The organism is Corynebacterium sp. LaCa78, assembly GCF_046717505.1.
Lineage (GTDB): Bacteria > Actinomycetota > Actinomycetes > Mycobacteriales > Mycobacteriaceae > Corynebacterium.
On the sequence record NZ_CP177112.1, the window covers coordinates 1,879,607 to 1,895,211 of the forward strand.

14 protein-coding genes are annotated in these 15,605 nt (G+C 61.2%); 5 read left to right on the forward strand and 9 right to left on the reverse strand.

Annotated features, from left to right (window positions below; all coding sequences use genetic code 11):
• Positions 1-66 precede the first annotated feature (66 nt).
• The gene (locus tag ACLI1O_RS09020; protein WP_239268660.1) at positions 67-1,443 is read right to left on the reverse strand and encodes a M20 family metallopeptidase; all 1,377 of its coding nucleotides are present in this window, start codon (positions 1,441-1,443) and stop codon (positions 67-69) included.
• 156 nt (positions 1,444-1,599) lie between these two features.
• Between ACLI1O_RS09020 and ACLI1O_RS09025 the strand changes: the two genes are divergently transcribed.
• Positions 1,600-2,589, forward strand: a complete 990-nt coding sequence (locus tag ACLI1O_RS09025; RefSeq protein WP_239268662.1) for an HNH endonuclease signature motif containing protein — start codon at positions 1,600-1,602, stop codon at positions 2,587-2,589.
• A gap of 403 nt (positions 2,590-2,992) precedes the next feature.
• On the opposite strand, the gene efeB is transcribed toward ACLI1O_RS09025, so the two are convergent.
• The 4 genes from efeB to lepA form a co-directional block, all read right to left on the reverse strand.
• The gene (gene efeB / locus ACLI1O_RS09030) at positions 2,993-4,219 is read right to left on the reverse strand and encodes an iron uptake transporter deferrochelatase/peroxidase subunit (protein ID WP_239268664.1); all 1,227 of its coding nucleotides are present in this window, start codon (positions 4,217-4,219) and stop codon (positions 2,993-2,995) included.
• The gene (locus ACLI1O_RS09035; RefSeq protein ID WP_411706818.1) at positions 4,219-5,340 is read right to left on the reverse strand and encodes an EfeM/EfeO family lipoprotein; all 1,122 of its coding nucleotides are present in this window, start codon (positions 5,338-5,340) and stop codon (positions 4,219-4,221) included. Before ACLI1O_RS09035 ends, efeB begins: the two co-directional genes overlap by 1 nt.
• A gap of 3 nt (positions 5,341-5,343) precedes the next feature.
• Positions 5,344-7,245: a phospholipase C gene (locus ACLI1O_RS09040; protein WP_239268668.1), complete on the reverse strand. Its 1,902-nt coding sequence runs from the start codon at positions 7,243-7,245 to the stop codon at positions 5,344-5,346.
• Between the two features lie 250 nt (positions 7,246-7,495).
• Complete coding sequence (gene lepA, locus ACLI1O_RS09045) at positions 7,496-9,346, reverse strand: translation elongation factor 4 (protein WP_239268670.1); 1,851 nt, start codon at positions 9,344-9,346, stop codon at positions 7,496-7,498.
• 18 nt (positions 9,347-9,364) lie between these two features.
• Between lepA and ACLI1O_RS09050 the strand changes: the two genes are divergently transcribed.
• Both ACLI1O_RS09050 and rpsT read left to right on the forward strand, forming a co-directional pair.
• Positions 9,365-9,901: a type II toxin-antitoxin system PemK/MazF family toxin gene (locus tag ACLI1O_RS09050; RefSeq protein WP_239268672.1), complete on the forward strand. Its 537-nt coding sequence runs from the start codon at positions 9,365-9,367 to the stop codon at positions 9,899-9,901.
• A 221-nt stretch (positions 9,902-10,122) separates the two neighbouring features.
• Positions 10,123-10,386 (forward strand): 30S ribosomal protein S20, encoded by a 264-nt coding sequence (rpsT, locus tag ACLI1O_RS09055; RefSeq protein WP_023023493.1) that lies wholly within the window; start codon positions 10,123-10,125, stop codon positions 10,384-10,386.
• 85 nt (positions 10,387-10,471) lie between these two features.
• Here the strand turns inward: rpsT and ACLI1O_RS09060 are convergent, their stop codons facing one another.
• Positions 10,472-11,050, reverse strand: coding sequence for a TetR/AcrR family transcriptional regulator (locus ACLI1O_RS09060; protein ID WP_239268674.1), 579 nt, complete (start codon positions 11,048-11,050; stop codon positions 10,472-10,474).
• Between the two features lie 342 nt (positions 11,051-11,392).
• Here ACLI1O_RS09060 and ACLI1O_RS09065 point away from each other — a divergent pair, with 342 nt between their 5' ends.
• Positions 11,393-12,235 (forward strand): DNA adenine methylase, encoded by an 843-nt coding sequence (locus ACLI1O_RS09065; RefSeq protein WP_239268676.1) that lies wholly within the window; start codon positions 11,393-11,395, stop codon positions 12,233-12,235.
• Complete coding sequence (locus tag ACLI1O_RS09070) at positions 12,228-13,589, forward strand: type II restriction enzyme (RefSeq protein ID WP_239268678.1); 1,362 nt, start codon at positions 12,228-12,230, stop codon at positions 13,587-13,589. Before ACLI1O_RS09065 ends, ACLI1O_RS09070 begins: the two co-directional genes overlap by 8 nt.
• Here the strand turns inward: ACLI1O_RS09070 and ACLI1O_RS09075 are convergent.
• The 3 genes from ACLI1O_RS09075 to holA are packed head-to-tail and all read right to left on the reverse strand — an operon-like array spanning position 13,586 to position 15,598.
• On the reverse strand, positions 13,586-14,233 hold the full coding sequence (locus ACLI1O_RS09075; RefSeq protein WP_239268680.1) for a LysE family translocator: 648 nt from the start codon (positions 14,231-14,233) through the stop codon (positions 13,586-13,588). The two genes, ACLI1O_RS09070 and ACLI1O_RS09075, sit on opposite strands and share 4 nt — an antisense overlap.
• Positions 14,230-14,619, reverse strand: coding sequence for an ankyrin repeat domain-containing protein (locus ACLI1O_RS09080; protein ID WP_034659054.1), 390 nt, complete (start codon positions 14,617-14,619; stop codon positions 14,230-14,232). Before ACLI1O_RS09080 ends, ACLI1O_RS09075 begins: the two co-directional genes overlap by 4 nt.
• 10 nt (positions 14,620-14,629) lie before the next feature.
• A complete protein-coding gene (gene holA / locus ACLI1O_RS09085) occupies positions 14,630-15,598 on the reverse strand; it encodes a DNA polymerase III subunit delta (RefSeq protein WP_239268681.1) in 969 nt (322 codons plus the stop codon).
• Positions 15,599-15,605: the final 7 nt, after the last annotated feature.

The following is a 15,605-nucleotide window of genomic DNA, read 5'->3' on the forward strand; positions in this document are numbered from 1 at the left end:
CGCCGAGCACGGCACCTCCAGCGACCTGCCCACTACTCTGGCGCACGCGCAGTTCACAGGGATGAATTACTTCTGCACGCCGGCGGCCTCGCGCATGGCCTTGGTCTGCGCGGAAGGGTGCTCGTTTTCGGTGGCTAGGCGCTCGAAAGCCACGGCGGCGAGCGCTGCCGCCTGCATACCGAGCACGGAGTCGTCGAAACGCATCATCGGCGAGTGGTTCCACTCGCGCTGGTTTTCGGGTGTCGAAGGGTTGGCCGTACCCATCCACATAAACGTGCCCGGCACCTGCGAAAGGACATAGCCGAAGTCCTCGGAGGCCATCATCGGGGCCTCGAAAGGCTGCATGTTTTCCGCGCCAAACATCTGCCCCCACAGCGTAGCGGCGAATTGATTCTCCCGCGGGTTTGTCTTCGTCGTGGGATACAACACCTCGAAATCCACCTGCGCGGTGCACCGGTGCGAGGCGGCCACCGAGCTGGAGACCTCGGTAATCATTTGGCGGACGGCGTCGATCTTTTCGTCGCGAAGCACGCGCACCGTCGCCCCCAGCGCCGCGCGATCCGGAATGGCGTTATACGCACCATTGCCCGCCCATAGGTTGGTCACGGTGATCACGATGGGCTCCAGCGCGTCGAAGCGGCGCGTGAGCGCGGTCTGCAGCGCCATCTGGATTTCCGCCAGCGCCGCGACGGGATCGATGGCATCGTGCGGGCGGGACCCGTGCCCGCCCTTGCCCAGCACCGTAATGGTTAGGTTGGACGAGCTTGCCATCATCGGCCCGGGAACATAGTGGAACGTGCCCCGATCCTGCGGGCCGACGTGCAGGCCGTAGGCGGCGATTGGGCGTCGGCCAGCGGCATCGAGCACGCCCTCCTCGATCATCAGCTGCGCGCCGCCGGGGCCTTCCTCGCCGGGCTGGAACATAAAGGTGACATCGCCATGCAACTCCTCGCGGTGCTCGCACAGCATGCGCGCCGCCCCAATCAGCCCCGCGGTATGCAGGTCGTGGCCACAGGCGTGCATGTATTCATTGATCGACGCAAAGGGGCTGCCGGTCTGCTCATGCACCTCCAGGGCGTCCATGTCCGCGCGCAGCAGCACCGAAACCGGCCGCTCGCCGCGCTTGCCGCCGCGCAGCACCGCCACTACGGAGCTGAGGTCCTGCCCCACATGAATCTCCAGCGGCAGGCCCTCGAGTGCTTCAAGGACCTTTTTCTGGGTGCGCGGCAGGTGCAGCCCGATTTCCGGGTGGCGGTGCAAATCGCGCCGAATGTCCTGCAGGTCCTCCACCATGGATTCGCCCATGTCCTGAAAAATCTCCGTCGCCGGCTGCTTGCCAATGCGCGCCCTTGTCACCGGCAGCGGCGGCAACTCCTGCGCCTGGCGCGGGACGGACTTACGGCCGGGGTGGTTGGGGCGAACAATTTTCGTGGGATCAGTCATGTGGGCTCCTTTACTCGCTGTCGTATTCGACAATACCGCAGGTTATCCACAGGGTGAATGGCGGCGAGGCATCAGGTGTGACGCGTGGGGCGAGTTATCCACAGGCGGGGCGGCGCGGGCTTTCCCGCGGGTGGCCGGTGGATTAACCTCGCAGGCATGACCCGCTTGCAGGACTACGCCCGCCAATTAACCTCGCCGATGGAGCTTCTCGGCGAGGTCTTCGTCCTTGCCGAGGCGGACCTGCGCCGGACTGGCATTTCCCGGCAGGAATCGCGCGAATTGCTGCTGCTTGCCGATACCTACTTCGGCCCCACCTCCTTCACCCGCCGCCAGCGCACGTGCCGGGCGACGAAGCACTGCTTAACCACGCTCAAGTTGATTGAAAAATACGTCTCCCGCACCAACACGAAGAGGGATGCTTGGGCGCTGCGGGCAGAGTTGTGTGGGACTTCGGGGGACATTGACAAGCTGGCGCGCACCCGCCTCAAGGAGATGTATCCTCCCCGCCAGCCCCAGCGCGGGGTGCGCATGACCCGGCGAAAGGGCGGGCCCTCCACGCTGTCGATTACCGGCGATTCCGATTTCATCGCCGACCTGCATTCCACCATTGGGGAGGATTCCCCGCTCGAGGCCGTCGATCGCATCTTCTTCCGCGGTGGCGCCACGCGCCCGGTGGCTAGCACCAATATCGTCATCCACCTCGATGAGATGGACAAGATCTTAAGCGGTGGCGGCGAAGAGGTCACGCTGCAGATGACCAATGGCGCCGAGATTTCCGGGGCCAAGTTGGTGGAGAAAAAGCTTGCCGAGGTCGGCCTTGTCACCCTCATTCACCCCTTCGAGGGCCCAGTCAACCTCTATAGAACCTCGCGGTTCGCCTCCGAAAAGCAGCGGCTGATGGCCGCCGCTGAAAACCCCTCCTGCCCGTGGACGGAGTGCAATTATCCGGCCGATAAATGCCAAGTCCACCATCTCCAGGCGTGGAAGCACGGCGGCGAGACGAATATGGACAACTTGACCATTTCTTGCCCCTATCACAACGGCGTCAATGACGATGACCCGCACGCCCCACCGGTGCGCGGCCGCCTGCATCGCCATCGCGGCCGCATCGAATGGCTTCCGCCCTGGGCCTCGCCGCCCAGCTAAGTGCCGCCTTTACTTGATTCGATTGAGCCGGGCCCGAGAAGTTCTGCGGTTCCTAAGTAAGTGGCTCCTTTTCCTACCGTTGCTCTTCTCATTGCCGCCGATAGCAACCGCTGGTTTAGCGGTTGCCGGTTTGGCATGCCATAAGCCTTCTACCCTGCGGAGCGTATGCTGTGAGACCCGTGCACCGTGGGAACCGTGTGCCATGAGACCCGTGCGCCGTAAGGCTCGCGCGCCATGGGAACCGTATGCCAAGAGACAGGACGCCCTGGGGTCCGGCCGCCGTAGCATCTTTGTGCCGCCGGTGCGCTGTGGTGTGTCCTCAACGCTGGGTGGTGGCTAAGTCACGGCCTTGGCGCGGTGGTAGATGTTCGCGAGCGACCAGTGGTTAGCTGGGTAGGAGGCTTTATGCTTCGAGGAGGCTGCGGCCGAAATAATCGGATTCATCGGCAATGCCGGGAAGCGCGTAGAAGTAGCCGCCGCCGTAGGGGCGGATATAGTCAGCCAGCGGTTCGCCTTCGAGGCGTTTTTGCACCGTAATGAACTGTCGTTCCAGGTCCTGCTGGAAGGAGATGAAGACCAGCCCCACGTCGAGGGTGCCGTTATCGCGCACGCCGTTGTCGTAATTATAAGCGCGGCGCAACATAAGTTGGTCAGCGGTTTCTGGGGTGCGGGGGTTGGCCAGGCGGATGTGGGCATCGGTGGGAATGACATCGCCGGTGGCGTCGTCGAGGTAATCCGGCTCGGCGTGCTCGTCGCCGCCCGATAACGGGCCGCCCGTTGCGCGGTCGCGGCCGAAGATTTGCTCCTGCTCAGCAATGGAAATGCGATCCCAAAACTCGGTGTACATGGCAATAAGCCGCACCGCCATATAGCTGCCGCCCGTGGCCCAGGCAGGCTCATCCGAACCGGCCCACACGAGCGAATCGTAGTCATCGGGGCCAGGATTGACGATGCCATCCTTAAACCCCAGGTGATTGCGCTGCGTACCCGATGGCCGCGGCGAGTTCATATAACCATTTTGCCGCCAGCGCACCGCCACATCGCCGCGCGTATGTCGCAATATATCGCGCAGGGCGTGGAGAACGGTATCGCGTTCATCGGCGCAAATCTGCAAGGCTAAGTCACCGTGGCACATTTCTTCTTGCAGGGTGTCATCGGCAAACGATTCCATCGCGCTCAAGTGCGCGGGCTTGTGGGCGGCAAGGCTGAAGCGGTCATCGAAAAGCGAATCGCCCACCGCGAGGGTGATGGATAAGTGATCGGCCGGCAGCTCTGGGCCCAACTCGCCCGAATCCATCGCCGGATAGGCAATTCCGTCGGGGGCGAGCGTGCCACCTGCGGTTAAGATGCGCGCCCTTTCACTTAGCGTGCGCAGGAGCTTGTCCAAACGGGCTTTTGTCTTCACCTGCACGTCCAGCGCCACTATTTCCGAGTATTTCTGCGGGGGATTGATGATGCCTTGCTGGTGTTCGCCGTGAAAATCCAGCGCGCCCGGCTGATCCAAGGAGTCGGTGGATTCCAACGGAAGCGAGGGGGACTCAGCTTCTGCTCCCGGGGCTGCGCCGACGGCCGCGGAGGCGGCGAGGCCAGATAAAAAGGAGCGGCGGGAAAAGTTAAACGGGCACGGCACTAGTTCATCCTCCGGATAACGGTCATGGTGGCAACCGGGGCGAGCAGCTCATTCGCCTTGGCGACGCCCGCCTGCAAACGCAAGCGGTCCTCCTGCGGCCAGTCCGCAAAAGCGACGCTAGGCGCACCACCGTATTTATCGTCGAATTCCTCAGCAAGAGCGTCCAAGTCCGCGAGCTGGTCGTAGATGGGCTCGGTGTCTAAGCCGCGATCCTCGACCAAAGAGCGCACGGGATCCAACGTCACCCGCGTCGATGTAATAACCCCGCGCAGGGCGGAAGGAAGGGCATGGGCGCCGAAATCGCACTCGCCGCGCAGGTCAAAGCGCTCGAACTCCTCCATCACCTCATGCGCGCGCAGCCCATAATCCGGGGCGGGGATGGCGAAATGGGAGGTATCGAGGGCGTGGGCGGTTTTGTCGGTGGCATCGGCAAGCGCGGTGGCGGGCAGGGTGGCATCGCTGGGCGGGCGGTTGGACCACAGGATGCGCTCGATGTCTTCGTAGCCCTCAAAATCCGGGCCCGGCCACTCCGCGCTGGAATCGTCGAAGGAACGGTAATACTCCAAGTAGTCGAGGTAGGCGGCTCGGGCGGCGGAGCGGGAGGAGGAGGTGGCATCGGCAAGCGCATGCGCACGCTTTTGCAGCTCCGGCACGCGCTTTTTCTGGTTTTCTGCCTGCTTGATGGACACCGCGGCGACCTCGTGATCCGTAATGGGAACCATCTTGGGAGCATCAGCCACGGTAGAGCCCGCCACCGTGAAATCATCCGACTCCACCGCGGAATCGTTGTGAAATACACAGGTCAGGTGGTAGGTTCCATCCTCCAGCTGGGGGTTCCACTCGCGGATGGCGGGGGTACCGATACGCTCGAGGACCTGGTAGGCATTACCCTTGTCATCTGAAACATAGACCGTGAGGGCAAGCCCGGTGGTGTTATTGATCTTCCATTTCGCCTCGCCCTGCACGTCCTCAGGCACCGGGCAGGAATACACATCGCGCACGGCGAGCTCGCGCATGGGTTGCTCGTCGCTGTGCCCGCCGAGCCTCGCCTGGGCAGCCGTTTGCGGGATGGAAAGCCCAACGGCGAGCGCGAATGCAATGGCGAAACGGGAAATCTTCATAACTTAGAACGGCAGGTTCTTCAAATCTAGGCCGGGGTGACCGCTCATGAACCAGCCGATGATGCCGGCGGCGATGCCCAGTGCGGCGAGGATGCCGATGATGCCTGCCTTGGAGGACCCGGAAGCGGCGTGGTTGGTGTCCGGCTGCTGGGCCTTATCCAGCGTGGTCACGGCGGGAACGCCCTGCTCGGTGACCTTGGTGTCATTCATGCCATCGACAACCGGCTTCAGATTGGTGCCAGCGCGTGAGGTGTCATCCACGCGCTCTACGGAGTCATAATCTTCTGCGACAGTGCCATCGGTTTCATTGAGGAAGAGCTTCGGAGCCTTATCTGCAGCCGCAAAGTCGAACATGCCGGTGAGCGCACCTGCGCGGTCATCGAAGGAATCGCCGCCCAAGCGGCCGAGGCCCCAGTTGTCCTGGATGAACTGGGTTACCGAGGTCTGCTCGGTATAGGTGGAATCGATGTGGTTGGTCTTGGCGTAGGGGGATACAACCAGCAGCGGCTGGCGGGTGCCGGGTCCGCACTGGCCGTTCTTATCGCCCTTGATGCCTACCTTTGCGGCAGCGGCGGTGCAGATTTCCTTATCCTGGTGCGGGTCGGCGGAGCCATTGAGGATTTCCGGCGCCTTGTGGTCGTACCAGCCATCGGAATCGTCGTAAGCGATGACGACGGCGGTGGAATCCCACTCCGGGGAGTTTTGCAGCTCGTTGATGTAGTGGGTGATAAACGCCTGCTCATCCAGTGGGTTGGAGTAGCCGGCGTGGCCATCCTGGTAGTTGGCGGCCTTGAGGAAGGACACGGAGGGCAGGTTGCCCTGCTCGATGGCGGTATCGAAGTCCGCGAGGTCGTACTGGTGGTTTGCCTGGTCGGTCTTGCCAATCATGTCATCGCTGGACGGGGCCAGGTGGTGCGGGTTGGCGGTAGAGGCGTAGTACTGGAACGGCTCGTGGTGCGGGTTGTAATCCGTCTGGTTCTGACCGGTCAGCGTGGTGTGCGAAGAACCGCAGCGGGCGCGAGAGTCCTTCGTCGCCTCATCGGTGGGGCGGAATCCGCCTTGGAACCAGCCCCAGGTGACGTCCTTATCGTTGAGCTGGTCACCGATGTTCTTGGAGTGCATCGCGGTGACCTGGTTGGTACCGGCGGAGGACTTATTGGAGCAGTCATCGAAAAGCGGGTCCGGGTCGCCCACCACGGTGGCAGTGCTGCCGTCCTCGGATACGCCGGCCAGGGCGTGGTTCTTGCCATCTTCGATTTTCTGCTGGTCACCCGTGGCTGGGTCGTGCATGGTGGCATCCGCGACGGTGCCGGAAATCAGGTTCAGCGCTCCCGGGGTGGAGGGGCCGAAGATGGTGGAAAAGCTGTTGTCATTCAGCGCGAAGTTCTGCGCGTAGTTCCACATGCCGGTCACGGTATTGCCGTCGTAGTATCCCATGGTCATGCCGGGGGTGGCGTACGAGCCTTCGCCATACTTATCGATGTCCGTGGACACCGTCTCCGGGAACTTGTCCATCTTGCCGCCGTTGTAGGCTTCCTGCTCATCGGCGTAATGGTGGTTCTGGTCCGTGGTCACGGCGTGTTCGGGAGCGATGCGGAAGGGCTTGATGGAGTTGGGGTTCTTCTCCCCCAGCAGGTCAGTATTTTCGAGGTTTTCTGCCCGAGGGGTGTCGTCCTTGGCGGTGAATTTGGGGGCGGGCTTCTCGCTGCCCTGGAGTTTCTCGTCGTCGTTATTTGCGGCGTGGGGGTAGGTGCCGAAGTAGTGGTCGAAGGAAATGTTTTCGGAGTAAATGACCACGACGTGATCGATGGGGGTCTTGGTTTCGGCCTGTGCGATACCGGGGGCCAAGAAAGTTGTGGCAGCGGCTGCGGCGCACACTGCCACAGCGCGAGAGCGAAGCTTCATCTTATTTTCCGCCTTAAGTTAAACGAGTGAAACAAAGAGGGAGAAAGTGGCTGTGGCTCGCCGAAGAGTCATCGGTCGCTTTCGAATCGAAATTAAACGCCGCGAAACCATAAACCGCAAACACTCAAAATGGGCATTCCCAGTCTCAGGAATGCCCTATAGGTGCAGCTCAGCCTCGCTTTTAGGCGGCGGCCACCGCGGAGATTGTTAACTGAAAGTTAAGGTACTATTACGCTGCGCTTTCCAGTGCCTAGTCGTCCCCGTCGGTCGACAGTGCCGCCACAAAGGCCTCCTGCGGCACCGACACGGAGCCCAAGGTCTTCATGCGCTTTTTACCCGCCTTCTGCTTTTCCAGCAGCTTGCGCTTACGCGAAATATCGCCGCCGTAGCACTTGGCCAGCACGTCCTTGCGCATGGCGCGGATGTTTTCGCGGGCGATGACCTTGGTGCCAATAGCCGCCTGGACGGGGACCTCGAATTGCTGGCGCGGGATGAGCTCTTTGAGCTTCTTGGTCATCTTATTGCCGTACCACTGGGCGGAATCGCGGTGGATGATGGCGGAGAAGGCATCCACCGGGTCGCCGTTGAGGAGGATATCCACCTTAACGAGGTCCGATTGCTGCTCACCGGCCTCCTCATAGTTGAGCGAGGCGTAGCCCTTGGTGCGGGATTTCAACATGTCGAAGAAATCAAAGATGATTTCGCCCAAGGGCATGGTGTAGCGCAGCTCCACGCGGTCTTCGGACAGGTAATCCATCCCGCCCATCTGGCCACGCTTGGATTGGCATAGCTCCATCGTCGGGCCGACGAACTGCTCGGGCACGATGACGGTCATGGAAACAATGGGCTCGTAGACCTCATTGAGCTTGCCTTCCGGCCAATCTGAAGGGTTGTGAACCCAGCTTTCCTCGCCGTCTTCTGCCACCACGCGGTAGGTCACGGACGGGGCGGTAGAAATCAGGTCGAGTCCGAACTCGCGCTCCAGGCGGTCGCGGGTGATTTCCATGTGCAGCAGGCCCAAGAAACCGCAGCGGAAGCCAAAGCCTAGGGCGACGGAGGTCTCGGGTTCGAATGTCAAGGAGGCATCGTTAAGCTGCAGCTTTTCCAGCGCATCGCGCAGGTCGGGGAAATCGGCCTGGGAGATGGGGAAAAGCCCGGAATAGACCATCGGGTCAGGGTCCTTGTAGCCCTTCAGCGGGGTCTCGGCGCCGCCGTGGGACCAGGTAACGGTATCGCCCACCTTGGTCTCGCGCACGTCCTTCACGCCGGTAATCAGGTAGCCCACCTCGCCAGGGCCCAATCCCTCACACTTTTGCATCGTGGGCGAGACGATGCCGATTTCCAGCAGCTCGTGGTTGGCGTTGGTGGACATCATCGTCACCTTCTGGCGCGGGGTGAGCTTGCCGTCCACCATGCGGATATAGGTCACCACGCCGCGGTAGGTGTCATAGACGGAGTCAAAAATCATCGCGCGCGCGGGGGCATCGGGAGTGTGCTCCGAGGAGGGCGGCGGCACCAACTCGCAGACCTTATCGAGCAGCTCGACCACGCCCTCGCCGGTCTTGCCCGATACCTTCAGCACTTCCTCGGGCTCGCAGCCGATGATATTGGCGATTTCCAGCGCGTACTTTTCCGGATCCGCCGCAGGCAGGTCGATCTTATTGAGCACTGGGATGATTTCCAGGTCATTTTCCATCGCCAGGTACAGGTTGGCGAGGGTTTGGGCTTCGATGCCCTGGGCGGCATCGACAAGCAGAATGGCGCCTTCACACGCCTCGAGCGCACGGGAGACTTCGTACGTAAAGTCCACGTGGCCGGGCGTGTCGATCATCTGCATGACGATCTGCTCGCCTGCCGATGCCCCAGATTGCGGCACCCACGGCAGGCGCACGTTCTGCGCCTTAATAGTAATGCCGCGTTCGCGCTCGATATCCATGTTATCGAGGAACTGGTCACGCATATCGCGCTCCGCAACCACCTTAGATAGCTGCAGGATGCGGTCTGCCAGCGTCGACTTTCCGTGGTCGATGTGAGCAATAATGCAGAAATTACGGATCCGGGAGGGATCCGTAAACGTCGTGGCCGCAAAGTTTTCAGACATACGTCTACAATAGTCGACATGAATTCCGGCATGCTCACCCGTCTGCGCGAGGCGCTCGGAATCAGCGAGCGCGAGCCCGTGGACTCCGGCCTCAACCGCATCAACTCCCAGTTAGGGCTGGATAGGTCCACCCACAACCACGAGCCGCGCAAGGCCGCCTCCATCCAGGTCGAGGCCACCGCGGCGCACCCCCGCTCCATCTTCTTCTCCCCCGATATGGATGGCCAGGCCGATTCCGGCGAGGTGGTATGGGTGTGGACGCCATCGGAAGGCAAGCAGTCGCCTCCCCGCGAGCGCGCCATCTTGGTGATCGGGCGCACCCGCACCACCGTGACGGGCCTGCTCATTTCCGCCAACCCGGAGCATGCGCTTGACGATGCCTGGCTCGAAATCGGCAGCGGCGAATGGGACGCCTCCGGGCGCAATTGTTGGGTGCGCTTGGACCGTTTATTGGAGGTTTCCGAGGAGCAGGTGCGCCGCCAGGGCATCCTTTTTCCAGAACGCAGGTTCGAACGGATTGCGAACCGCTTGCGCTCGCGCTATCACTGGGCGTAGCTCAGCGGCGTGGCGGCGGCAGACTTGGCTGATGCGCGGTTGCGCTGCTACTATGTGCAAGTTACTTACTTTCCGGGCGCGTTGGTCGGGGCGGGCAGGACCTTGGGTTCGCTCTTCGAATACCAACGCCGAGCGCTTCTCCACGCTTAGTGGGGATCACGGGACACGTCCGGCGGGTTTGTTTCTGAATCAATCATCTTCGATTATCAAGAGGTATTTTCATGGCTAATATCAAGTCCAAGCAGAAGCGCGTTCTGACCAACGAGAAGTCTCGTCAGCGCAACAAGAGCGTACGTTCCGCGGTTCGCACCGAGATCCGCAAGTTCCACGCAGCCGTAGAGACTGGTGACAAGGCTGCAGCTGAAAAGCAGCTGCGCGTCGCTTCCCGTGCGCTGGATAAGTCCGTTTCCAAGGGCGTCTTCCACCGCAACGCTGCTGCCAACAAGAAGTCCGGTTTGGCCACCGCCTTCAACAAGATGGACTAGTAACTAGCCTTCTTGTCTCCCCCGAGCAAAGCGCTGCCTGTGTGCAGCGGCTTGTTCGGGGGATTTTTATTGCGCCGAGGTGGACCTAGGCTAGGTCATCATCGAAGTAGGCCTCGAAGATCTTGCCTGCATCCGCATAGGCCACCGACAAAGATGTACGGCCATGGGTTTCGACGAAAGTCTGGATGGCGGTTTGAAACTGCGTGTGGATGATATTGACCGTCGGAATGAGCCTCAGATCCGAGGCCTTCCACCCTTCGCGCGCTTGCAATGCCCGGCGGATGTGCATCATGACGCGTTCGTTTCGGCGCCAATACATGGACAATAACTTCCCGTCTTGGGAAAGCGCCTGGGCGGTTAATTGGGAAATCTCCGGGAAATGATCGTTACCCACGGCGTGATCAAATTCCGCATTCGCCATGATGGCAGAATCCTCCCGCAGGCTACCCGTGGGCAGGCCTGCGGCGAAGTTCTGCAATTGCTGGTCGAACTTTTCCGAAACCTCTGGGCCCAGAACCGCCGATTCCTTATCCTTGACGTAGTTAAAAAGGGTGCGCCGCGATATCCCTACGTCTTGTGCAAGCTCTTCCATGGTGAACCCGTCATATCCGTGGTCAATGACGAGCCGCAGTGCTGCGACGCGGATTTCTGAAATGCGCGGCATACTCTCTCCCCTCTTCCTCACGATATTCAACCCGTGGAAACCCAACTATTCAACCCCATAAATATGGTATTTTTCTTCACCTTATAGTCTTTCTGCCCACCACGAAAAACCGACCCTTGGTAGGCTTGCCTAACCGTCTTAAATCACCGAAGTTACAGCATGTCAATACGACGTTCCCAGCCCACGACGGCAAAGCAGGCGCCTACTCAAACGCTAAGACAGCTACTGAAGCAGGCGCTTGATCGCCGGGACATTTTACGCTGTAGCAACCAGTTTATGGGCTTATACGTTCGAAAGGGTGATGGTGTTCGTGTCTGCGGGGGCGGCTAAGATAAGTCACCAATGAACAACGTCAAGCCTCTGGTGAAATGGGCCGGCGGAAAACGCCAGCTCTTGCCGCATATTCACGCCGCCCTGCCCGCTGGGACGCCGCGGCGTTATTATGAACCCTTCATCGGCGGCGGAGCGGTTTTATTTTCGCTCACCCCGGCCTCAGCGCGGGTCAATGACCTCAACTCGGAGCTGATTAATTTATATGAGGTAGTGCGCGAAGGTGTCGACGAGCTCATCGGCTTGGTATCGACGTATCCGAACGACGCGGACTTTTTCTACCAGCTGCGCGCGGTGGACCGGGATGCGGAACGATTCGCGGCGCTTTCTGCCACCGAGCGCGCCGCGCGGACGCTGTATCTGAATAAGACCTGCTATAACGGCCTGTACCGGGTAAATTCCGCGGGGCAATTCAATGCGCCTTTTGGACGCTATAAAAACCCCACTATCTGTGATGCGGATACGCTGCGCGGGGTCCACCGGTATTTTCGGGACAATGACGTTACCTTCACGCAGGGCGATTTCGCTGCGGCGGTGGCAGGTGCTGGTGAGGGAGACTTTGTCTATTTCGATCCGCCCTATGACCCGGTCAACGTCACCAGTTCCTTTACCGGTTATCAAAAGGGCGGTTTTGACCGCGCGGAACAAGAGCGATTGAAGGCGGTGTGCGATGACCTCGATGCCCGCGGGGTGAAGTTCCTCCTCTCTAATTCCGCCACGGAGTTCATCCGCGACCTCTACGCGGATTTTTCCATCGACACCGTTGCGGCCACCCGCGCCATCAACTCCGTGGGATCGCGCCGCGGCAAGGTAGATGAAGTGCTCGTGCGTAACTACGAGGTGGGCCATGAGTAAAGTACCGAGCGCCCAAGAACAGCGGGAGCTTCGCACGCTGTTCGGTGTCCCAGAGGGCGAAAAGCTTGGCCTCGATGATTGGGGCTGGCTGCGCATCGTGGCCTCGGGGTGTGGCGAGCAGCTAGAAGAAAAAGGATACTTCTACCTCACGGCCAAAGAGCTAAAGGAGCTCTCCGGCCGGGAGCCGCGGCTGATGGCCAAACACGACTTTTCCACCTCTCGGCCGTGGATTTTCAAGGAATTGGGGCTTGGGATTCTCCCGGTTAGCCGCAGCGAATACTTTGTCGGGCCATTGGACCTGTATGAACAGTTCCCGGAGCCCACCCACGCCGGGGCGGGTTCCGTGCGCACGCTGGACATGCCCGCGGGCCTTGACACCCTCGATATCGAAAGCGTGAACTCGGAATCGATGGCGTTGAATGTGGCATCGGCAAGCGGCATGCTTGAGCACTTCTTGGGATGCGAACCATTGCAGGCCACCGTCGCTGGGCGCATGTCGTCGCTGGAGATGACCATTCCGGTGCCGGATCTTGGGCTGAAAGTCAAGGTCGACCGCGCGCAGATGGAAATCGACGGCGGCTTCGAATCCCTCGAGCATTTGGTGCTGGTGGAGGCGAAAAATCACATCTCCGAAGACTTCAATATCCGGCAATTGTATTTTCCGTACCGGCGTTTCCAGCAATGGCTATCCAAGGCCGTGGTGCCGGTCTTTTTGGTCTACTCGAATGGGATTTTCCACCTGTATCGGTACGACTTCAGCGATCCCGCGGATTTTCGCAGCATCGCGCTGGTAGACCACGCTCGCTACGCCCTGAGCGCTTCGCACCTCAACGTGGAGGATGCGCTGGGCATCATTGGCTCCGTCGAGGCCGAGCCGGAGCCGGCGGGGATTCCCTTCCCACAGGCCAATAGCTTCGAGCGCGTGGTCAACCTGGTGGAGCTCATCGCGCAGCAGCCGATGAGCAAGGAGGACATCGCCGAGCAGTACGATTTCCATCTGCGCCAGGCGGACTATTACGCCAATGCGGCCTGCTACCTCGGGCTGCTGGCGCTTGCCGATGGTCACTATCAGCTCACCCCTCGCGGCGAAAAGGCCATCGCACAGCCGCGGCGCGATGGGCGCAACGCTGCCCTGCTGCGCGCGTTGGCGGCGCGGCAGGTATTCCGGCAGGCGCTAGAGGTGAGCCTGCGGCGTGGGAAGGTGGCCGAGGCGCACGAGATAGCGGCGGCGATAGAAGGACTCGGCTTGGGCGCTGGCACGGCGAGGCGGCGGGCCTCGACGGTGGCGCGGTGGATCCAGTGGGCGCTGGATGTGGTGGCAGAGGGCGAACCTGAAACCCTGCCCGGGCTTTAAGCCACGAGCTGCTGTACACCAGCGACCACGAGCGCGAGGCCGGCGATGATGAAGAACAGGCCCGATCCGATATCGATCCACGGGCCCGCGGCGATGAGCTTGCGGCGCACCGCATTCGTGGAAATCACCGTGGCCACCACGAGGAAGAAGGCGAAGGCCGATAGCGCCAGCGCCAGGGTTAAGGCGATGGCCAGCCACAACGGCGGGGATGCCGGCAGCTGCGGGGCGATCATGGCGGCGAGGAACAATACGATCTTCGGGTTGGACAGGTTCGTTGCCAGCCCCATCTTGAAGGAATGGCGCAGCCGGCCCAGCTTGGCCTCGGCGTCCTCCAGATCAACGGGCGGGTTGGTGCGCTGTTCGAGGCCGCTGCGCAGCGCCCGCCATCCCATGAAAACGAGGAAACTGCCGCCGATTGCCTGGACCGCGCCTAAGATTCCGGGGAAAGCGGTCAGGAGGGCGGCCGCACCAAAGACCGTGGCGCCGCACCAGAACAACACGCCGATTTGAATGCCCGCGGCCGCGGCGATGGCATGGCGGCGCGACTTGGTGGCGTAGCGGGTGACCAGGATGATATCCGGGCCTGGCGAGGCCACACCCACCAGGTTCATCAGGAGGATGGTGAAAAATGAAGTCCAGCTCACTGCGCGGACTCGCCTTCCAGGCGGCCGAGCAGATCCTCGCGGCCAAACATGCGGGCCGAATCGATGGCGGTTGGTTGGCCGGCGGTAGCGGAGGCGCCGGCGTTTAGGAGGGCATCGACAACCGCGTCTTCTTTTTTGAAGATCGCACCTGCCAGGGGTGACTGGCCGCGATCATTGAGCAAGTTCACGTCGGCGCCGGCCTTCGCTAGCGCGGTGACGAGTTCCGCGTGGCCGTGGTAGGCGGCAAGCATGAGAAAAGACTGGCCTTCTTGGTTGACCAGATTGATATTGACGCCCTGGTCAATATAGTTCAGGAGATCCGGGTTTCCTTCCCGCGCCATGTCAAAGAGCCGGCCGGCGAATTCTTGCACTTGTTCCTCAGACATGGACTCTAGCTTAACGTGCCAATTCCGCGATTCGTTTTACGGCCGCCTCAACGGCGAATTCGGGCTCGCCACCTTGGCCTTTAACGGCGGCATCCAGTTCAGAGACGAGGATGACGGCGGCGGTGATGTCATCGGCAGTCCAGCGCCTGGCTACCGGTTGGGTCATTTTTACAACGTACGGGGCAAGCCCGGTTTGGCTGGCAAGTGTGTACTGGTCCCCGCGGGCGGAATACAGGCGCGCGATGGCACCCACCTTATTGGCCAAGGCCGCGGCGATGGCCACGGGGCTGGCGCCGAGTTGGAGGGCGCGCCGGCAGGTAGAGACGGCGGCCTCAACGCGGCCGGCGACGGCGGCATCGGCAATGTCCCAATTGGCTACCTCGGCCACGCCGACGTAATAATTACGCACCGCTTCCTGCGTCACGTTTCCACCAGTATCGGCCACGAGCTGGGAGATGGCGGAGGCAAGCTCGCGGAGGTCGGAGCCGACGCCGTCGAGTACCGCGTGCACGACATCCGGGGTGGGGCGAACGCCGTGGGAGGCGAACTCGCGGGTGGCCCACTGGCCCAGCTCATTGGGGTAGAGCGAAAAGACTTCGTGCACCTCCGCAATCTTGCGCAGCTTCGCCACCAGCTCGGGCGCCTTCTTCTTTTTCTTCAGTGTCTTCGCGGCCACGGAATAAACCACCACCATGGTCATGCCCGGCGCGGGATTAACGCAGGCGCGCAGGATGATATCGACTACCTCTTTCCCGGCGCGTTCGCAGTCCGTGATGACGATGACGCGGTTATCGCCAAACAGCGACGGGCTGGTGGCCTCCAGGATTTCGCCCTCGGAAACCTCGGAGGCCTTGAGCGTCATCAATTCGGGGCGAGTGGCCTCGCCTTCGGCCGCTGCCTTGTGGATGGTGTGGCGGGCGCGTTCGGTGAGGAATTCATCGTCGCCGAGAATGAGGTGTACGGGAGGCATGCCCATCATTTTAGCG